Raw genomic sequence first — 16608 nt, forward strand, 5'->3', positions numbered from 1 at the left:
ACCTCCTGCGGCCAGCCTAGGCCTTCGTGCTGTAATAGGAAGCGCGGAAGCCGTTCGCGAATTCGGTCAGCCGGCCCGCGGCGATGGCGTCGCGCAGGTCCTGCATCAGCACCTGGTAGAACCAGATATTATGCTCGGTCATCAGCATCGCGCCCAGGATCTCGCCGGCACGGACGAGATGGTGGAGATAGGCACGGCTCCAGTTGGCGCAGGTCGGGCAGGGGCAGGCCGGGTCGAGCGGGCCCTGGTCCTCGGCGAACCTGGCGTTGCGGATGTTGATCGGGCCAGTGCGGGTAAAGGCCTGGCCGGTGCGCCCGCTGCGGGTGGGCAGCACGCAATCGAACATGTCGATGCCACGCTCCACCGCACCGACGATGTCGTCGGGCTTGCCCACGCCCATCAGGTAGCGCGGCTTGGCGGGATCGAGCTGGCCCGGTGCGAAGTCGAGCACCCCGAACATCGCTTCCTGGCCTTCGCCGACCGCCAGGCCGCCCACGGCATAGCCGTCGAAGCCGACGTCGAGCAGTGCGTCGGCGCTGGCCTTGCGCAGCCCTTCGTCGAGCGCACCCTGCTGGATGCCGAAGATCGCGTTGTGCGCGGCATGCTCCTCGGCGGCGAAGAAGGCGTCGCGGCTGCGCTTCGCCCAGCGCATCGATCGCTCCATCGCTGCGGCCTGGACCTCGCGGGTCGAGGTGGTGGGGACGAGCTCGTCGAACGCCATGGTGATCGAGCTGCCGAGCAGGCGCTGGATCTCGATCGAGCGCTCGGGGCTCAGCATGTGGCGCGAGCCGTCGAGGTGCGACTTGAAAGCGACGCCTTCCTCGCTGCGCGTGGTCAGGTCGGCCAGACTCATCACCTGGTAGCCGCCCGAATCGGTCAGGATCGGGCGATCCCAGCCCATGAACTTGTGCAGGCCGCCGAGCCGGGCGACGCGCTCGGCGCCGGGGCGCAGCATCAGGTGATAGGTGTTGCCGAGGATGATGTCGGCGCCGGCGGCACGGACGTCCTGCGGCTTCATCGCCTTGACGGTGGCGGCGGTGCCGACGGGCATGAAGGCGGGCGTGCGGATCTCGCCGCGCTGCATGGCGATGGTGCCGAGGCGCGCCTTGCCGTCGGTGGCGTGGATGGTGAACTCGAAGCGGGGCATGGGAGTTGCCTTGGCGCGAGAGAGGCGCGAAGTCCACTCTCCCTCTCCCATTGGGAGAGGGAAGGGGCCCGCGAGCGTAGCGAGTGGGAAGGGTGAGGGTGGCTCTGCCTCTCGATCCTCACCCTTCCGCCGACTGCGTCGGCTCCCTCCCTCTCCCAACGGGAGAGGGAAATTAGGAACAGGAATGACCGCCAATCTCCTCGCCGACCTGCCCGATGCCAGCGCGGGCGAAGTCTTCACCGAGCTGCTGCATCGCCCCGGCATCCGCATCGAGCGCATCGTCTCTCAGGGTCAGGTAACGCCCGAGGACGAACCGATGGTGCAGGACTGGGATGAATGGGTGCTGCTGGTGGAGGGCGCGGCGGGGCTGCGGGTCGAGGGCTCGGCCGAGGTCGAGCTACGCCCCGGCGATCACCTGCTGATCGAGAAGGGCCGGAAGCACTGGGTCACCTGGACGGCGAAGGATCGTCCTACGGTGTGGCTGGCGGTGCATCTGGATTGAGATCGAGCGACCAGGTCTCCCCCATGATCGGCTCGCCGAACCGGTCATGCTCCTCGGTCGAGACCAGCTCGAAGCCATGCGCCGCATAGATCCGCCGCGCGCTCGTCAATATGGTGTGCGTCCACAACTCGAGCCGCTGATAGCCGGCCTCACGGGCGAATTGGATGCAATGCTGGACCAGCGCCTCGCCGATGCCCAGCCCGCGCGCCCAGGACTCGACATAGAGCAGGCGCAGCTTGGCGACGCGGTCGCCACCATCGGCGAGCATCACCGATCCGAGCATCTCGCCGCCGCGCTCGGCGACCCAGCATTGCTCGCGCTCCGGCTGGAAGTCGCGCAGGAAGCGAGTGGTGACGTCGTTGAGGAGCAGCTCCATGGGCCGGCCCCAGCCGAAATGCTCGGCATAGAGGATCGACTGGCGGCTCGCGATCGCGCCCATGTCGCCGGGGCGTAGCGTGCGGATCGACCAGGCATCCGCGCCGCCCTCGATCAGTGCCCGCGCCGATTCGAGATAGTGACCGAGCAGCGCGCCGCCGCCCGGGCCGAGCGATTCGAGCTGGCGGCGGCTGTGCGCACGGGTCGCCTCGTCGAGCGCGTCGAAGGTCGCCTGGCCGGCGGGAAGCAGGGCGATCGGGCGCTGGCGGGCGTCCTGCGCGTCGCGCTCGCGGGCGATCCAGCCGCGATCCTCGAAGCGCTTGGCCGCCCGGCTGACATAGCCGGCATCCAGTCCGAGTGTCTCCTGAAGTTCGCTCGCCAGCACGGGCTGGCGCCGGGCGATCTCGTAGAGCAGCCGTGCTTCGGCGACGCCCATTTCCGAGTCCATATAGTGTGGAGCGAGCACCGCGGCGAAGCGCGTATGCGCCCGGTTGAAGGCGCGGAATTGATCGACGGCATGTTCCATGGGCAGGAAGGTGCACCGATATAGTTGATTGAGTCAAGTATATCGGTGCGATGAAGCATTCGCCGGCGCCACCTTAGCGAGCTTAGGGGACCAGAGTGATGAAGACGAACACCCCGAAGATGACGAGATGGACCACGCCCTGCAGCACCGTCGTCCGCGCGGTGGCGAGCGACTGGGTGGTGACCAGCAGGGTCAGCGACAGCAGCACGATGCCCTTGGAATCGAGGCCGAGCGCCAGCGGCAGGCCCTGGACCAGCGAGAGCATCGCCACTGCCGGAATGGTCAGGCCGATCGTCGCCAGCGCCGAGCCGAGGGCCAGGTTCAGGCTGGTCTGGAGCCGGTTGGCCATCGCCGCGCGCACTGCCGCGACGCTCTCGGGCAGCAGTACCAGGGCCGCGATCACCACGCCGACCACCGCATGCGGCAGGCCCGCACCGGCGACGCCATCCTCGATCGCCGGCGCCAGCGCCTTGGCGAGCAGCACCACTTCGACCAGGCAGGCGATTAGCAGCACGCCCGAGATCAGCGTCTGGCGGTTCGTCGGCGGTGCGGCATGTTCCTCCTCGGCGGCTTCCCCGCCTGGCGGGAGGAAATAGCCGCGGTGCCGCACCGTCTGGACCATCACGAAGGTCAGGTAGAGCAGCAGCGACACGATCGCGACGAAGGCGAGTTGCGACGGCGCATAATAGGGGCCGCGCTCGGCCGCCGCGAAATTGGGCAGGACCAGGGTCAGCACGGTGAGGGTGCAGAGCGTAGCGAGCGAGGCGCTGACGCCGACCTGCTGGAAGCTCTGCTCATGATGGCGCAGCGCGCCGACCAGGATGAACGCGCCGAGCAGCCCGTTGAGGATGATCATCACCGCGGAGAAGACCGTGTCGCGCGCCAGCGTCTCGGCGCCCGCCTTGCCCTGCAGCATCAGCGTGAGGATCAGCCCGACCTCGATCACCGTCACGGCGAGCGCGAGCAGGAAGGTGCCGAATGGCTCGCCCACCTTGTGCGCGATCAGCTCGGCATGATGGACCGCGGCGAGCACGGTGACGATCAGGACGATGCCGAGCAGCAATGTCGGAATGGAGGCCGCGCCTCCGAACAACAGGCTGGCCGCGCCCGCAAAGGGGGGAAGCCAGATCCAGGTCCAACGCAATCGCTCCATGCCCGTCACTCTACAGGTCGGGCAGGCGAGTTCAACGCTCGCTTGGTCCGCGCGATGCCCTATCGATGCGCGGCGACATACTCGATGATGTCCTGCGGCGTGCGGAACATCACGTCGGGCTGCATCGCGGTGAGCAGTTCCTCGGCCGCATAGCCCCACAGCACCGATCCGGCGCGCATGCCGACTTCGCGCGCCGCATCGACGTCGCGGGTCTCGTCGCCGATCGCCAGCACCTCGTGGGGCCTCACGCCCATCTTCTTGAGCACGCGGCGGAACTTGGGCGCCTTGCCGAACAGCGAGGAGCCGCAGGCGAAGCAGTCGATCCGCGCGGCGTGCACCGGGCCCAGGATCTTGCGCGCGTTGTCCTCGGCGTTGGAGGTGACCAGCGCGATCTTCACGCCGGTCGCGGCGATCTGCTCGAGCAGGTCCGGGGTGCCGGGAAACAGCTCGATCTCGTGCGCGTTGCGGCCGACCAGCCGGCGCAGATAGCGCGCGATCAGCGGCAGCTTCCACTTCGAGATGCCGAGGAACTCGATCACTTCGCGCGAGCTCTTGTGGCGCAGCATGTCGACTTCGTCCGGCCGGACGGTGCGGAACCGGAACTTGCGCGCCAACTCGTCGACGACCGACAGGAACCAGTCGCCGCTGTCGCTGAGCGTGCCGTCGAAATCGAAGATAACCAGGCGGATGGGCGACGCACTAGTCATGCGCGTGTCCATTCCCATGCATCCGACATTCGGCCCCGTCCCCCAATTCGATCTGGACGGTCGTATGATCGATCCTGAAGTCGTGCGCCAGCCGATGTTGCAGCGCGATGAGGAAAGCATCGCCCGGATGGCCGCCCGGCATGACCAGATGCGCGGTGAGCGCCGCCTCGGTGGTGCTCATCGGCCAGATATGGAGATCATGGACGCGACTGACGCCGGGCAGTGCGGCGAGCGCGGCCTCCACCGCTTCCGAATCGATTCCCTTCGGCACCGCCTGCAGCGCCATGGTCAGCGATTCGGTGAACAGTCCCCAGCTGCTCCACAGGATCACGGCAACGATGAGCAGGCTGATCACCGGATCGATCCAGTCGGCGCCCGTGAGCAGGATCAGCCCGCCGCCGATCACCACGCCGGCCGAGACCGCCGCGTCCGCCGCCATGTGGAGATAGGCGCCGCGGATGTTGACGTCGCCCTTGCGCCCACGGGCGAAGAGCAGGGCGGTCGACAGGTTGACGACGATGCCGGCGCCGGCGACCAGCATCACCGTCATGCCCGGTACGTCGCGCGGCTCCTGGAGGCGCTGGATCGTCTCGAGCAGGATCGCGCCCACCGCGACGAACAGCAGCACGGCATTGGCCAGCGCGGCGAGGATCGAGGAGCCGCGCAGGCCATAGGTGAAGCGCGGCGAGGCCGGGCGCTTGGCCAACTCGGCGCCGCCCCAGGCGATCAACAGCCCGAGCACGTCGGAGAGGTTGTGCCCCGCATCCGCCAGCAGCGCCATCGAATGGGTGAGGAAGCCCGCCGCGCCCTCGATCGCGACGAACGCCAGGTTCAGCGCGGTGCCAATGGCAAAGGCGCGCCCGAAGTCCGCGGGCGCGTGGCTGTGGCCGTGATGGCCGTGGCCATGGTGGCTGTGATTATGGTCGTGATGCGCGGCCATCGTTTCCGCTCTTAGCCGGGTCGCGGCATGTGATGCTAGGACATCAATTCGGGCGGCGGCCCTTCTTGCCCTTGCCCGTGCCCGGGCCGCTCACCTGCGGACGGATGGTGACGAGCTCCTTGCGCTCGAGCACGCCGTTCTTGTCGGCATCGAAGCGGGTGAAGAGCAGGTCGAAGCGCTCCGCGATCTCGGCGAAGCTGATCTTGTTGTCGCCGTCGCGGTCCACTTCGAACGGGCTGGGCACGGTGTTGCGGTCACCCATCCAGCGCTCCTGCCAGTCCGAATAGGCGATATAGCCGAGCCAGCCCTGGTGCCGGGTATCGATCGCGTCGAAGCTGCGCCTGAGCCCGGCATCGAACTCGGCGCGGGTGACCTTGCCGTCGCCGTCCGCGTCGAACGCGGCGATCATCATCGCGGCCGGCTCGACGATCACGGTGAAGGCGGGCTGCTGGCGGGTGCTGACGCCGATCTGCGCACCATCCTGTTGCGGCGTCGGTATCGAGAGCTGGCCCTGCGCAAAGGCGGGCGTCGCGATCAACGTCGCAAGGGCAAGCAGCAAACGCATGGAAATCCTTCCGACTCGGCAGTGAAGAGGACCGCTACCGCGCCGTCACCCAAGCTGCAATCTGTGGCGAAGGTGCGGCGCCGCATGTCCGATCTTCGCCACGTCTATTCCCGGAAGATCGGTCCGGTCGCCTTTGTCGTGCAATCCAGATCGAGCGGCGCGGCCGGATCGTGGGGGAAGGCCATCGCCAGCATGCCGCTGCAGCGATTGAACATCGTGCCATGGCCCTGGCCGAGTATCTCGACGAAGCGGGTATTGGGCATCGTATGCAGCAGGCGGCGGCCCCAGGCGGGGCGTTACCGCGTCGAATCCGCGGGCGCGACGCCCCAGGCGGCGGGCGCTGACAACACGCGCGCTCTACGGCTGGGGCCCGGTGACGGTTACGTGAGTTCGGTTGCCCGCCTTGTCGAAGCTGTAGATGCTGGTGACGCCATTCGGACTTCCCCCGGAATGACTTGTCTGAACAAGACGGCCGAGGGCGTCATAGGTAAATGAAGTCGTTTCACCGGATTCGACGAGTTCGACTGCATATGCGCCCGAATTGTCTCCGTAACAGCAATCGTTGATCATGCCGTAAAGGGGGCCGGACGTGCTTGCCGTGAACAAATAGCTGTCACTGATCGGAAAATAATCGGCATAGCTTTGGGGGCTCGGAGTAAACGTCCCCAGCAGCAGGCCGTAGAGCCTTTGCGGTCCGCCAACGCCGTAGGCCGCTGGCCCTTGGGACGGGTCATAATCCAGGCCGTTAGGATAAAATGGCGCATAGGGGGCTGCGAAGGGAGCGGTCGGCCTTCCGTCGGCAATGAAGGTCAGGCCCTGCCCGCCGTTGCAACTCACGCAGAGGTTCGCGACGCCGCTGGCGGTGATGCGGTACGCTCTTCCGGCCACGACGTTTCCGAGAAATGTCGGCGCGGTCGATCCGCTGACGCTGACTATTTCCTTGATCGTTACAGTATAACCGCCCGCATTATCTCCATCACAGCAATCATTGATCTTCGCATATAGATTGCCGGATGTGCTCGCGACGAAAGCAAATGAAGCCCCAATGGTGAAATAGTCGCCGGGGCCTGACGCGCCGGCATTGAACGTTCCGAGAAGCGCGCCGTAGAGTTTCTGTGGGCCGCCAATGCCATATGCAGTCGATCCCTGGGAGGGATCATAGTCGAGACCATTGGGGTAGAAGGGGGCATAGGGCGCGGCAAACGGTCCCGTTGGCCTGCCATTGGCGGCAAAGGTGAGGCCCTGCCCGCCGTTGCAGCCGGTGCACAGGTTCGCGATGCCGCTGGCAGTGATGCGATAGGCCTTGCCTGCCACGACTGCCCCGATCAGCGTTGGCTGTACCGACGTTGCGTTGACGGTCGCGGCCTTGGCGGGCTGCGACAATATCGAGCAAAGACCCAAAGCCAACGCAGCCGCGTATATCAGTATCCTGGTCATGATCGTCTCTCTGGGGGCGGTTCCCTTTCGGTGAACCGCTCCTCGAAGCTCTCTGCGGTCGGCGCGCTGGATGGGGCGCTGTGCGATGTAGCGGGCCGCTGGCGTTACCCTAGGTCGCAATCAAAATGTTCACGCCTTCGGTGTCGTTTGCGCCGCCTACGCAACTGCCCGTGCCTGCAACCTCCAGGGTGCGCTGCGTCGCATAGGCTGTGAGCACGATCGAGATTTGAGCCTGCCCAGCTGCTGTATTGGCGTCAATCTCCCATCTGCCGCAGCAATCGCAAGAAGGCCGAGCCGTCCGCGTTCCATTTGTGTAGAAGAAAAAGCGGTTCAGTGTCTGCTGCACAGATGTCACCTTTCCCGGCTTTTGATCGGAGGCGGTTGCAGTCCCAAGCGGGAGAAGGAGTAGGGCCGCGGCGGCGGCGTTCAGCAGGGTTTTCTTCATCTCGCCGTCCTCGTTGTCTGTTCCTTCGATGCTAGCAAAGCGAATGCGACAGGGGTATGAAAAATCGTTTCGTAAAAGAAATATTTGACACTCTGCGGGATGAATTGTTCCCCGGGTAGAGTGTGATAGCGTGTGCGGGCTCGCAATGCGTTGGGCGGAATCGGAGGTGGCCATGAAATTCTCATTGTCGATGGCCTTGTGTCTTTTGCCGGCAGCGGTTCATGCTCAATCGGTCGAGGAAAAGACCGTCTACGAGTATGATGTGTTGGGTCGCCTGGTGAAGGTGACTGTCCAGGAAGATGCGAGGCTCAAGACAAAGTCCGACTATCGCTATGATCCGGCAGGGAATCGCCAGAATGTGACGGTAGAGAGCCATCCGATCGCGATTGTCGTGCCGCTCAAGGGCTTGACCGTAATCCCGCTTCGCTAGTCCGCCTCTTCGCGGCTCCGGCCTTGGTGATGCCCCTGGCACCCCGCCTGAATCCGGTAACGGGCGTGCAAGAGAGGCCGATCTTGTCGACCTTCGCATAGGTGAAGCGGTAATGGCGGGTACGGATCTCGATGGCGTCCCATGGGCGCAAGCCACTTTCACGGCAGAAGCAGCGAGCCATCCCCGTAGGAATAGAACCGATACCCCTCGGCGATCGCATGCGCATACGCCGCTTGCATCCGGTCGAGCCCCATCAGCGCCGACACCAGCATGAACAGCGTCGAGCGCGGCAGGTGGAAGTTGGTGACCAGCCCGTCGATCCCCTTGAAGCGATAGCCCGGGGTGATGAAGATCGCGGTGTCGCCCTCGAAGGGGCGGATGATCTTGTCTTCGCCTGCAGCGCTTTCGATCAGGCGCAGGCTGGTGGTGCCCACTGCGATTACCCGGCCGCCGGCGGCGCGGACGGCGTTGAGGCGGTCGGCGGTGGCCTGGTCGATGCGGCCCCATTCGGCGTGCATCTTGTGGTCCGCCGTGTCCTCGGCCTTGACCGGCAGGAAGGTGCCCGCGCCGACATGGAGCGTCAGCGTGGTGTGGGCCACGCCGGCCGCGTCGAGCGCCGCCAGCAGTTCCGGCGTGAAGTGCAGCGCTGCGGTGGGCGCGGCGACGGCGCCGGGCTCGTTCGCGAACATCGTCTGGTAATCGTCCGCGTCGCGCGCGTCGGTCGGGCGCTTGGAGGCGATATAGGGCGGCAGCGGCATGCGGCCGCAGCGCTCGAGCAGCAGCTCGACCGGCTCGTCGCCCTGGAAGTCGAGCGCGAAGCTGCCGTCCTCGGCCCGGTCGCCGGCGATGGCCGTCACGCTCTGGCCGAAATCGATCGTGTCGCCGTCGCGCAGCCGCTTGGCGTTGCGGATGAAGGCGCGCCAGCGGCGCGGCCCCTCGCGCTTGTGGAGCGTGGCCCCGATCTTCGCCTCTCCGCGCACGCCCTCTAGCTGGGCGGGGATCACGCGGGTGTCGTTGAACACCAGGCAATCGCCGGCGCGCAGCTGGCCGGGCAGGTCGCGGACATGGAGGTCGCGCGTGGCCTCGGGGCCGTCGAGCACGAGCAAACGGGCCGAATCGCGCGGGGCCGCAGGGCGCAGCGCGATCCGGTCGTTCGGCAGCTCGAAATCGAAAAGGTCGACGTTCACCGGATTATTGCGGCAGCGTCGCCTTCACCTCGCCCGGCGGCAGCGCCTTGGGAGCGGCGGCCGGCAGGTTCGAATAGGGCGGGGGATTGTCGGACTGGATATAGGCGTGGACGATCCGCGTCGGGTTCGCCGGCGGCTCGCCGCGCTGGATCTTGTCGACCCACTCCATGCCGCCGACGACGCGGCCGAACACGGTATAGTCGTGGTCGAAGGCCAGCTTCGGCATCATCATGATGTAGAACTGGCTGTTCGCGCTGTTCTCGGCATCGGCCTTCTGCGCCGGCGTGGCATTGTCGGGCGCGCCGCGGCGGGCGGCGGCGACGGTGCCACGGGTGTGGGGCAGGTTGTTGAACTCTGCCGGCACGTTGGGCAGGTCCGAATCGCCGGTGCCGTCACCCTTGGGGTCGCCGCCCTGCGCCATGTAATAGGGATCGTCGACCACGCGGTGGAAGCTCAGGCCGTCATAGAAATGGCGGCGGGTGAGCGTCTTGATGCGCTCGACCATCTTGGGCGCGGCATCGGGGCGCAGGCGAATCAGCACCCGGCCGCCGGTCGACAGGTCGAGCACCCAGGTCTCGGCCGGATCGGCGGGGACCACGGCGGGGTAGATGCTGTTCACATCGGCCGCGCTCACGCCCTTGAGCGGCTCGGCAGCCGGCTTGGGAGCCTTTCCGCCACCACCCTGGGCCAGCGCGGGGGTAGCAATCATCATCAAGGCCGAAGCGGCCACAGCGGCAAGCAAACGCATCAAATTCCCCACTCGGAATACACCCTCGATCGGACCGTCTAGCCCAATAGCGGGGCGTCAACCACTCCCTTTGCGACCGATCGTGGCGATGCGGGCGACCATCTCGTCATTGACCGCCGGCGAGACGAACTTGCGGATGTCGCCGCCATAGAGGGCGATCTCCTTGACCAGCCGGCTGGCGATCGGCTGGAGCGAGACATCGGCCATCAGGAAGACCGTCTCGATCCGGTCGTTCAGCTGCTGGTTCATCCCCGCCATCTGATATTCGTACTCGAAGTCGGCGACGGCGCGCAGGCCGCGGACGATCATGCTGGCGCCCTCGCGCTCGGCAAAGTCCATCAGCAGCGAATCGAAGCTGACGACATGGATCTCGCCCGCGATCCCCTCGACTTCGCGTTTCACCATCTCCATCCGTTCCTCGACGGTGAACATCGGGTTCTTGGAAGGGTTGGTGGTCACGCCGATCACCAGCCGGTCGCACAGCTTCGCGCCGCGGCGGATGATGTCCATATGGCCAAGCGTGATGGGATCGAAGGTGCCGGGATAGACGCCGGTGCGGGTGGTCATTCTGTACCTCGTCGCAAGATCTCCCCGGACGTGCTGCGGGTGCGAAGCCAAGTCAAGGGTGGCGCTGCGCGCTTGCGGCACGACAGGCTTTCGGCCAGCCTGCGGGCATGATCGACGATGTGCGCAACAACGCGGTGCTGGTGCTCGAGATCGGCTATTTCGATGCGGCCGATGCAAGGACTTCGGGCACCGCGATCGAGCGGCTGGCCAATGCCTTTGCCCAGGAGACCCGGGCGGGGCAGAGCCGCTATGGCTTGGAGCTGGTCCGCGTCGAGATCGCCAGCCTCCATGCCTGGTTCGACCTCGGCAAGACCATGCTCGACCTGTACGAGCAGCGCGCACTGCTGGGTGGGTTCCTGCAGACCGTGGCGGTGGCGCTGGAGACGGTGATGAATGCCAGCGGCGGCAATGTGGGGCAGATCTCCGCCTCGGTGCGCAGCTTCCTCGTCTCGCTCGCCGGGCCGATCGTGCGCAAGCAGGCCTCGCACGCCAGGCTCTCGGTGCAGGGCGACAACAACACGATCATCTATATCGAGACCCTGCAGGCCGAGCGGATCGACCAGCTGTTCGACGCGCCGCGGCGGGTGCGGGGCGGGGGCGGGTTTGGACCCATCTATGTGGAGAAGGCGCAGGAGGCGAGGGCGAACCTGCCCGCGCCGGAGGAGACCAGCGCGACCCTGCTCAACATCGCCGGCGCCTGGTATGCGCGGCCGGCGGGGTTTCAGGGCGTGATGCTGCCGGTCGCACAAGGCAGCGTGGCGCTGGAGAAGCTGGCCGAGGCGCAGAGCTACACGGCTGCAGGCACGATCGTGCGGGAAGGCGGCAATCCCACGGCGTTCCGGGTGCGGCGGATGGAGCGGGGTTAGCGAAGGCAGCCGGCATCTCATACCTTCCCGTCATCCCGACGAAAGCCGGGATTTCGTGCGACTCCTGTCCCGCGCCTTCGCCTGAGATCCCGACTTGCGTCGGGATGACGATTTGGGGCGGGATTGCGCCGGCAGGTTCTAGCGATCGCGTTCCAGCGTGTAGCGGGCGATGTCGCGGAGGAGGTCGGCCTCGATGCCATAGGGCTTGAGATGGGTGATCGCCTGGTCGACCAGCATCCGCGCCTGTTCCTTCGCGCGCTCGACGCCGAGCAGCGAGAGGAAGGTCTCCTTGCCTGCCTCGCCGTCCTTGTGGAGCTTCTTGCCGACCAGCGCCTCGTCGCCCTCGGTATCGAGGATGTCGTCGGCGATCTGGAAGGCGAGGCCGACGTCGCGGGCATAGCCGCGCAGGCCGGTGCGCCCTTCCAGCGGGATGCGGCCGAGGATCGCGCCGCTCTCCACCGCGCAGCTGATCAGCGCGCCGGTCTTCATCGCCTGAAGGCGGGTGACGGTGGCGAGGTCGAAGCTCGCCTTCTCGGCTTCCAGGTCCATCATCTGCCCGCCCGCCATGCCGGCGGGACCGGCGGCCTGGGCGAGCGTGCCGGACAGTTCGATACGCACGAAGGGATCGGGATGGGTCCGCTCGTCGGCGATCACTTCGAAGGCGAGCGCGTGCAGGCAATCGCCGGCCAGGATCGCCGTCGCCTCGTCGAACGCCCTGTGCACCGTCGGCTTGCCGCGGCGCATGTCGTCATCATCCATCGCCGGCAAGTCGTCGTGAATCAGCGAATAGACATGGATGCATTCGAGCGCGAGCGCGGTGCGGGCGATGCAGGTGCGATCGACGCCGAACAGCTGGGCCGTGGCGGAGACGAGCAACGGCCGCAGCCGCTTGCCTCCGCCGATCGCGGCGTGGCGCATCGCCTCGTACAACCCCTTGCGGGGATCGCTGGGCACGGCGAGCAACAGGTCGAACTGGCGGTCCATCTCCGCCGAGACCTGCTTGAGCGCCGCCTGCAGCGCGAGGGAGGCTTGCGCCATGTCGGAACTCAGCCGGCGGCGAAGGGGGCGGTGCCGGCGGCGCGGCCCTCGGCATCGGTGCGGATCGCCTCGATGCGCGCCTGCGCCGCGTCGAGCCGCGCGGCACATTGCCGGCGCAGCCGGTCGCCGCGCTCGTACAGGTCGATTGCTTCCTGGAGCTGGGCCTCGCCGCTCTCCAGCCGCGCGACGATGCGCTCCAGTTCCTTGAGCGCTTCCTCGAAGGAAAGCGCGGTGACGTCCGCTTCTTCTGCCATGCGTGTCGCTATGCGCCGGGGTTGGGCCGGAAGGCAACCTGCCATGGTATGATTGCAACCGGGCATCGCGCTTCCTAGCTGCGCGTTATCTCGGTCGAAGGAGACACGCGCATGTTCACCAGCATCAATCCCGCCACCGGAGAGACGGTCGCCACCTATCCGGAACTGGACGCCGACGGGATCGAGATGGCGCTGGCCCGCGCCGAGGTCTGTTTCCGCTCGTGGCGCGATTCGTCGCTGGAGCGCCGCACCGAGCTGCTGACGAAGATCGCCGACGCCTGGGAGGCCAACAAGCAGCACCTTGCCGAGACCGCGACGAAGGAGATGGGCAAGACGCTGGCGAGCGCGATTGCCGAGGTCGAGAAGTGCATCAGCGGCTTCCGCCACTATGCCAAGGCCGGCCCGTCCTATCTGGAGGCGACGACCGTGCAGACCGCGAGCGGCCATGCCGTGGCGCGCTGGCTGCCGATGGGGCCGGTACTGGCGGTGATGCCGTGGAATTTCCCCTATTGGCAGGTCGTCCGCTTCCTCGCGCCGACGATCATGGCGGGCAATGTCGCGCTGCTGAAGCACGCCTCGAACGTGCAGGGCTGCGCGGCGCTGATCCAGCAGATGATGGGTGCCGCCGGCGCACCCGACGGGCTGTTCCAGAACCTGGCGATCAAGTCCGACAAGGTCTCGGCGATCATCGCCGACAAGCGGGTCGTGGCGGTGACGCTGACCGGCAGCGAAGGCGCCGGCGCGCAGGTCGCCCAGGCCGCGGGGCGGGCGCTCAAGAAGGTGGTGCTCGAACTGGGCGGCTCGGACCCGCTGATCGTGATGCCTTCGGCCGATCTCGACCTGGCAGCGAAGACCGCGGTGACCGCACGTACCCAGAATGCCGGGCAGAGCTGCATCTGCGCCAAGCGGATGATCGTCCATGCCGACGTCTATGACGCGTTCCTCGAGAAGTTCGAGGCAGGGATGAAGGCGCTGAAGGTCGGCGACCCGATGGACAAGGAGACCGGCATGGGCCCGCTCTCCAGCGTCGCCCAGCGCGACACGGTGCTGGAGCAGGTGGCGCGTGCCGTCAGCGAGGGCGCGACGCTGCGTTTCGGTGCCGAGAAGATCGAGCGCGAGGGCGCCTGGATGACGCCGGGCGTGCTGACTGACATGGATCCGGAGAGCGACGTCGCCAAGGAAGAGGTCTTCGGACCCGTCGCGGCGGTCTACAAGGTCGCCGATATCGATGCGGCGATCGCGCTGGCCAATGACGTGCCCTACGGACTCGGCTCGGCGGTCTGGACGACGGACGAGGCCGAGATCGAGCGGTTCGCGCGCGACATCCAGGCCGGCATGACCGCGGTCAATTCGCTGCTCGCCTCGACGCCCGAGGCGCCGTTCGGCGGCGTGAAGCTGTCGGGTCATGGCCGCGAGCTGGGGCCATGGGGCATGCACGAGTTCATGAACCTGAAGGCGGTGATGTTCGGCAAGGACGTGGTGGCGGGGGATTGATGCTTCCCAATCCTCTCCCGGAGGGAGAGGGGGACCGCGACGCGCAGCGTCGTGGTGGAGAGGGAGAGCCGCAAGCGAATCGCCTGCGGCAGGCCCCCTCCACCAGCTTCGCTGGTCCCCCTCCCCCTCCGGGGGAGGATTTCACTGTTACGAAACCACGAACTTCCCCGTCATCCCGAAGCTCGCATGGAGCAGGTGGGTGCATTTGATCGGGTAGCTGCCCGCCCTGGGCGCGGTGAAGTGGAGGTCGACGGCCGACTCGCCGTCCAGCTCGATCTTGCCGTCCTTGAGCTTGGCCCGGTCGGCCGCCGGCATCGTGGCCGCCGCGAAGAAGTCCTTCGCCGCGAAGCTGTGGCCGCCGCTGCTGGTCAGGTGCAGCACATAGCTCTGGCCATGGACCAGCGCGATCGTCGAGGGGGTGAACTTGAAGTTGGAGAGCGCGACGTCGATCCGCTGCTCGGGCGCTGCCGGTGCGGCCGCGAGAAGGGCGAGGGCGAGCAGCGCCTTCACCCCTGACGCTCCGCCATCACTTCGTTGATCAGGTCCTTGCGGCTGAGCTTGCCGATCATCGTCTTGGGCAGGCTGTCACGGACCACGACTTCGGACACGCGCTCGTGCTTGCCGAGCTTGCCGTTGAGCCAGGCGCAGATCTCGGGGCCGCTGGCCTGCGATCCTTCGTCGAGCGTGACATAGGCGTGGGGCAGCTCGCCATGATAGGCGTCGGGCAGGCCGATCACGAGCGCCTCCTTCACCGCCGGATGCTGGTAGAGCACCGCCTCGATCTGGCTCGGGAAGACCTTGAAGCCGCCGACCGCGATCATGTCCTTCAGCCGGTCGACGATCTTGATGTAGCCGTCCTCGTCGATCAGCCCGACATCGCCGGTGCGCAGCCAGTGCGGCTCGCCCTCGACGGTGACGAACACCTCGGCATCGGCATCGGGACGGTTCCAGTAGCCCTGCATGATCTGCGGGCCATGGACGACGATCTCGCCGGGCTCGCCCTCGGGCGGGGGACGGGTGGGGTCTTCCTTGTCGACCAGCTTCACGCGGGTGCCCTGGAGCGGCTGGCCGATCGTGCCGGGCTTGTTCAGCCCGACATAGGGATTGGTGCACACCACGCCCGAGCTTTCCGACAGGCCATAGCCTTCGATCACGCGCGCGCCGGTGATCTTCTCCCATTCCTCCTTGAGCTGAGCGGGAAGGGGGGCGCCGCCAGAGATGCAGTAGCGCAGCGAGGCGAAGTCGGACGGCTTCATGCCCGGCGCGTCGAGCAGCGCCTGGTACATGGTCGGCACGCCGGGCAGGGCGCGCGGCTGGGTGCGGCGGAGCTCGGCGAGCGCCTGCTTGGCGTTGAAGCGCGGCAGCATCACGATCTCGCCGCCGGTCACCACGGTGCGGTTGAGCACGCAGGTATTGGCGAAGACGTGGAAGAAGGGGAGGACGCCCAGCACACGGTCCTTCGCGGTCGCCACCTCGGGATCGAGCCGGGCGACCTGGCGGGCATTGGCCGAGAGATTCTGGTGGGTCAGCACCGCACCCTTGGGCGTCCCGGTGGTGCCCCCGGTATACTGGATCAGCGCGACGTCCTTTTCGGGATCGATCTTCGGTGCGTCGCACAGGCCGTTGTTGGCGATCAGCTTCGAGAAGGCGAGGATGCGTTCGTCCTGCGGGCGCTCGGTGACTTCCGAGCTCTTGAACAGGCGGTAGAAGAAGGACTTGGCGGCGGGCAGCGCACCGGCGACCGAGCCGACCACGAGCCGCTCGAGCCCGCTCTGGTCGAGCACTTTCAGCGCGGTGGGCAGCAGCGCCGTGGCCGAGATGGTGAACAGTGCGCGGGTGCCCGAATCCTCGACCTGGTGGCTCAGCTCCTCGACTGTGTAGAGCGGCGAGAAATTGACCACCGTCGCGCCGAGCTTGAGAATGCCATAATAGGCGGCGACATAGTGCGGCACGTTGGGCAGGAAGAGCCCGATCCGGTCGCCAGGGCCATAGCCCAAAGCCTTGAGGCCGCAGGCCACGCGGTTGGCGCCGTCCAGTGTCTCACCATAGCTGTAGTGCCGGCCCATGAAATCGAGCAGCGGCGCCTGGGGGTGGGCGCGGGCGCTCGCCTCGAACAGATCGACCATGGATTCGGGCGGGAACTCGGTGTCCCAGGCGCCGGGATGATTGTACGCGGTACGCCAGATCTGTTCGGGGTCAGTCATTGACACTGGTGTAAGCAAGCCTT

The 16608-nt window shown here is 66.6% G+C and carries 20 protein-coding genes; 4 read left to right on the forward strand and 16 right to left on the reverse strand.

Features of this window, described 5'->3' with window-relative positions; all coding sequences use genetic code 11:
- Positions 1 to 16: 16 nt before the first annotated feature.
- On the reverse strand, positions 17 to 1147 hold the full coding sequence (gene tgt / locus GGR46_RS00420) for a tRNA guanosine(34) transglycosylase Tgt (protein ID WP_183993539.1): 1131 nt from the start codon (positions 1145 to 1147) through the stop codon (positions 17 to 19).
- A gap of 184 nt (positions 1148 to 1331) precedes the next feature.
- Here tgt and GGR46_RS00425 point away from each other — a divergent pair, with 184 nt between their 5' ends.
- Complete coding sequence (locus GGR46_RS00425) at positions 1332 to 1649, forward strand: cupin domain-containing protein (RefSeq protein WP_183993541.1); 318 nt, start codon at positions 1332 to 1334, stop codon at positions 1647 to 1649.
- Here the strand turns inward: GGR46_RS00425 and GGR46_RS00430 are convergent.
- The 8 genes from GGR46_RS00430 to GGR46_RS00465 form a co-directional block, all read right to left on the reverse strand.
- Positions 1618 to 2550 carry a bifunctional helix-turn-helix transcriptional regulator/GNAT family N-acetyltransferase gene (locus GGR46_RS00430; RefSeq protein ID WP_183993543.1) on the reverse strand — a complete coding sequence of 311 codons (933 nt, stop codon included), beginning with the start codon at positions 2548 to 2550 and terminating at the stop codon, positions 1618 to 1620. The two genes, GGR46_RS00425 and GGR46_RS00430, sit on opposite strands and share 32 nt — an antisense overlap.
- An 82-nt stretch (positions 2551 to 2632) precedes the next feature.
- Positions 2633 to 3703, reverse strand: coding sequence for a calcium:cation antiporter (locus GGR46_RS00435; protein ID WP_183993545.1), 1071 nt, complete (start codon positions 3701 to 3703; stop codon positions 2633 to 2635).
- 59 nt (positions 3704 to 3762) lie between these two features.
- Positions 3763 to 4410: an HAD hydrolase-like protein gene (locus GGR46_RS00440; protein WP_246425854.1), complete on the reverse strand. Its 648-nt coding sequence runs from the start codon at positions 4408 to 4410 to the stop codon at positions 3763 to 3765.
- Positions 4403 to 5350, reverse strand: a complete 948-nt coding sequence (locus tag GGR46_RS00445) for a cation diffusion facilitator family transporter (RefSeq protein ID WP_183993549.1) — start codon at positions 5348 to 5350, stop codon at positions 4403 to 4405. Before GGR46_RS00445 ends, GGR46_RS00440 begins: the two co-directional genes overlap by 8 nt.
- Before the next feature lie 43 nt (positions 5351 to 5393).
- The gene (locus tag GGR46_RS00450) at positions 5394 to 5915 is read right to left on the reverse strand and encodes an EF-hand domain-containing protein (protein ID WP_183993551.1); all 522 of its coding nucleotides are present in this window, start codon (positions 5913 to 5915) and stop codon (positions 5394 to 5396) included.
- A 104-nt stretch (positions 5916 to 6019) separates the two neighbouring features.
- On the reverse strand, positions 6020 to 6178 hold the full coding sequence (locus GGR46_RS00455) for a hypothetical protein (RefSeq protein ID WP_183993553.1): 159 nt from the start codon (positions 6176 to 6178) through the stop codon (positions 6020 to 6022).
- Between the two features lie 94 nt (positions 6179 to 6272).
- Positions 6273 to 7352 (reverse strand): RHS repeat domain-containing protein, encoded by a 1080-nt coding sequence (locus tag GGR46_RS25250; protein WP_246425855.1) that lies wholly within the window; start codon positions 7350 to 7352, stop codon positions 6273 to 6275.
- A 109-nt stretch (positions 7353 to 7461) separates the two neighbouring features.
- Complete coding sequence (locus tag GGR46_RS00465; protein ID WP_183993555.1) at positions 7462 to 7797, reverse strand: hypothetical protein; 336 nt, start codon at positions 7795 to 7797, stop codon at positions 7462 to 7464.
- 172 nt (positions 7798 to 7969) lie between these two features.
- Here GGR46_RS00465 and GGR46_RS00470 point away from each other — a divergent pair, with 172 nt between their 5' ends.
- Positions 7970 to 8227 carry an RHS repeat domain-containing protein gene (locus GGR46_RS00470; protein ID WP_183993557.1) on the forward strand — a complete coding sequence of 86 codons (258 nt, stop codon included), beginning with the start codon at positions 7970 to 7972 and terminating at the stop codon, positions 8225 to 8227.
- 158 nt (positions 8228 to 8385) lie between these two features.
- On the opposite strand, the gene queA is transcribed toward GGR46_RS00470, so the two are convergent.
- From queA to coaD, 3 genes are all read right to left on the reverse strand, one after another.
- Positions 8386 to 9414 (reverse strand): tRNA preQ1(34) S-adenosylmethionine ribosyltransferase-isomerase QueA, encoded by a 1029-nt coding sequence (gene queA, locus GGR46_RS00475; protein ID WP_183993559.1) that lies wholly within the window; start codon positions 9412 to 9414, stop codon positions 8386 to 8388.
- A gap of 4 nt (positions 9415 to 9418) precedes the next feature.
- The gene (locus GGR46_RS00480) at positions 9419 to 10126 is read right to left on the reverse strand and encodes a peptidylprolyl isomerase (protein ID WP_246425856.1); all 708 of its coding nucleotides are present in this window, start codon (positions 10124 to 10126) and stop codon (positions 9419 to 9421) included.
- A 93-nt stretch (positions 10127 to 10219) separates the two neighbouring features.
- On the reverse strand, positions 10220 to 10729 hold the full coding sequence (coaD, locus tag GGR46_RS00485; protein WP_183993563.1) for a pantetheine-phosphate adenylyltransferase: 510 nt from the start codon (positions 10727 to 10729) through the stop codon (positions 10220 to 10222).
- A 107-nt stretch (positions 10730 to 10836) separates the two neighbouring features.
- On the opposite strand from coaD, the gene GGR46_RS00490 reads away from it, so the two are divergent.
- Positions 10837 to 11595, forward strand: a complete 759-nt coding sequence (locus GGR46_RS00490; RefSeq protein WP_183993565.1) for a hypothetical protein — start codon at positions 10837 to 10839, stop codon at positions 11593 to 11595.
- A gap of 138 nt (positions 11596 to 11733) precedes the next feature.
- Here the strand turns inward: GGR46_RS00490 and GGR46_RS00495 are convergent, their stop codons facing one another.
- Together GGR46_RS00495 and GGR46_RS00500 are read right to left on the reverse strand one after the other, a co-directional pair.
- Positions 11734 to 12633, reverse strand: coding sequence for a polyprenyl synthetase family protein (locus GGR46_RS00495; protein ID WP_183993567.1), 900 nt, complete (start codon positions 12631 to 12633; stop codon positions 11734 to 11736).
- 8 nt (positions 12634 to 12641) lie between these two features.
- Positions 12642 to 12887 (reverse strand): exodeoxyribonuclease VII small subunit, encoded by a 246-nt coding sequence (locus GGR46_RS00500; RefSeq protein WP_086128559.1) that lies wholly within the window; start codon positions 12885 to 12887, stop codon positions 12642 to 12644.
- 111 nt (positions 12888 to 12998) lie between these two features.
- On the opposite strand from GGR46_RS00500, the gene GGR46_RS00505 reads away from it, so the two are divergent.
- Positions 12999 to 14381: an NAD-dependent succinate-semialdehyde dehydrogenase gene (locus GGR46_RS00505; protein WP_183993569.1), complete on the forward strand. Its 1383-nt coding sequence runs from the start codon at positions 12999 to 13001 to the stop codon at positions 14379 to 14381.
- 147 nt (positions 14382 to 14528) lie between these two features.
- Here GGR46_RS00505 and GGR46_RS00510 read toward each other — a convergent pair whose 3' ends face one another.
- The gene (locus GGR46_RS00510; protein WP_183993571.1) at positions 14529 to 14891 is read right to left on the reverse strand and encodes a plastocyanin/azurin family copper-binding protein; all 363 of its coding nucleotides are present in this window, start codon (positions 14889 to 14891) and stop codon (positions 14529 to 14531) included.
- The gene (locus tag GGR46_RS00515) at positions 14888 to 16585 is read right to left on the reverse strand and encodes a long-chain-fatty-acid--CoA ligase (RefSeq protein ID WP_183993573.1); all 1698 of its coding nucleotides are present in this window, start codon (positions 16583 to 16585) and stop codon (positions 14888 to 14890) included. The genes GGR46_RS00510 and GGR46_RS00515 overlap by 4 nt, the downstream gene beginning before the upstream one ends.
- Positions 16586 to 16608: the final 23 nt, after the last annotated feature.

It is taken from the genome of Sphingomonas kyeonggiensis, assembly GCF_014196745.1.
Classification (GTDB): Bacteria; Pseudomonadota; Alphaproteobacteria; order Sphingomonadales; family Sphingomonadaceae; genus Sphingomonas; species Sphingomonas kyeonggiensis.

Coding starts and splice junctions, on each gene's coding strand:
- tgt (WP_183993539.1), bottom strand. CDS start 1,147: ATGCCCCGCTTCGAGTTCACCATCCACGCCACCGACGGCAAGGCGCGC.
- GGR46_RS00425 (WP_183993541.1), top strand. CDS start 1,332: ATGACCGCCAATCTCCTCGCCGACCTGCCCGATGCCAGCGCGGGCGAA.
- GGR46_RS00430 (WP_183993543.1), bottom strand. CDS start 2,550: ATGGAACATGCCGTCGATCAATTCCGCGCCTTCAACCGGGCGCATACG.
- GGR46_RS00435 (WP_183993545.1), bottom strand. CDS start 3,703: ATGGAGCGATTGCGTTGGACCTGGATCTGGCTTCCCCCCTTTGCGGGC.
- GGR46_RS00440 (WP_246425854.1), bottom strand. CDS start 4,410: ATGACTAGTGCGTCGCCCATCCGCCTGGTTATCTTCGATTTCGACGGC.
- GGR46_RS00445 (WP_183993549.1), bottom strand. CDS start 5,350: ATGGCCGCGCATCACGACCATAATCACAGCCACCATGGCCACGGCCAT.
- GGR46_RS00450 (WP_183993551.1), bottom strand. CDS start 5,915: ATGCGTTTGCTGCTTGCCCTTGCGACGTTGATCGCGACGCCCGCCTTT.
- GGR46_RS00455 (WP_183993553.1), bottom strand. CDS start 6,178: ATGCCCAATACCCGCTTCGTCGAGATACTCGGCCAGGGCCATGGCACG.
- GGR46_RS25250 (WP_246425855.1), bottom strand. CDS start 7,352: ATGACCAGGATACTGATATACGCGGCTGCGTTGGCTTTGGGTCTTTGC.
- GGR46_RS00465 (WP_183993555.1), bottom strand. CDS start 7,797: ATGAAGAAAACCCTGCTGAACGCCGCCGCCGCGGCCCTACTCCTTCTC.
- GGR46_RS00470 (WP_183993557.1), top strand. CDS start 7,970: ATGAAATTCTCATTGTCGATGGCCTTGTGTCTTTTGCCGGCAGCGGTT.
- GGR46_RS00480 (WP_246425856.1), bottom strand. CDS start 10,126: ATGATGATTGCTACCCCCGCGCTGGCCCAGGGTGGTGGCGGAAAGGCT.
- coaD (WP_183993563.1), bottom strand. CDS start 10,729: ATGACCACCCGCACCGGCGTCTATCCCGGCACCTTCGATCCCATCACG.
- GGR46_RS00490 (WP_183993565.1), top strand. CDS start 10,837: ATGATCGACGATGTGCGCAACAACGCGGTGCTGGTGCTCGAGATCGGC.
- GGR46_RS00495 (WP_183993567.1), bottom strand. CDS start 12,633: ATGGCGCAAGCCTCCCTCGCGCTGCAGGCGGCGCTCAAGCAGGTCTCG.
- GGR46_RS00500 (WP_086128559.1), bottom strand. CDS start 12,887: ATGGCAGAAGAAGCGGACGTCACCGCGCTTTCCTTCGAGGAAGCGCTC.
- GGR46_RS00505 (WP_183993569.1), top strand. CDS start 12,999: ATGTTCACCAGCATCAATCCCGCCACCGGAGAGACGGTCGCCACCTAT.
- GGR46_RS00515 (WP_183993573.1), bottom strand. CDS start 16,585: ATGACTGACCCCGAACAGATCTGGCGTACCGCGTACAATCATCCCGGC.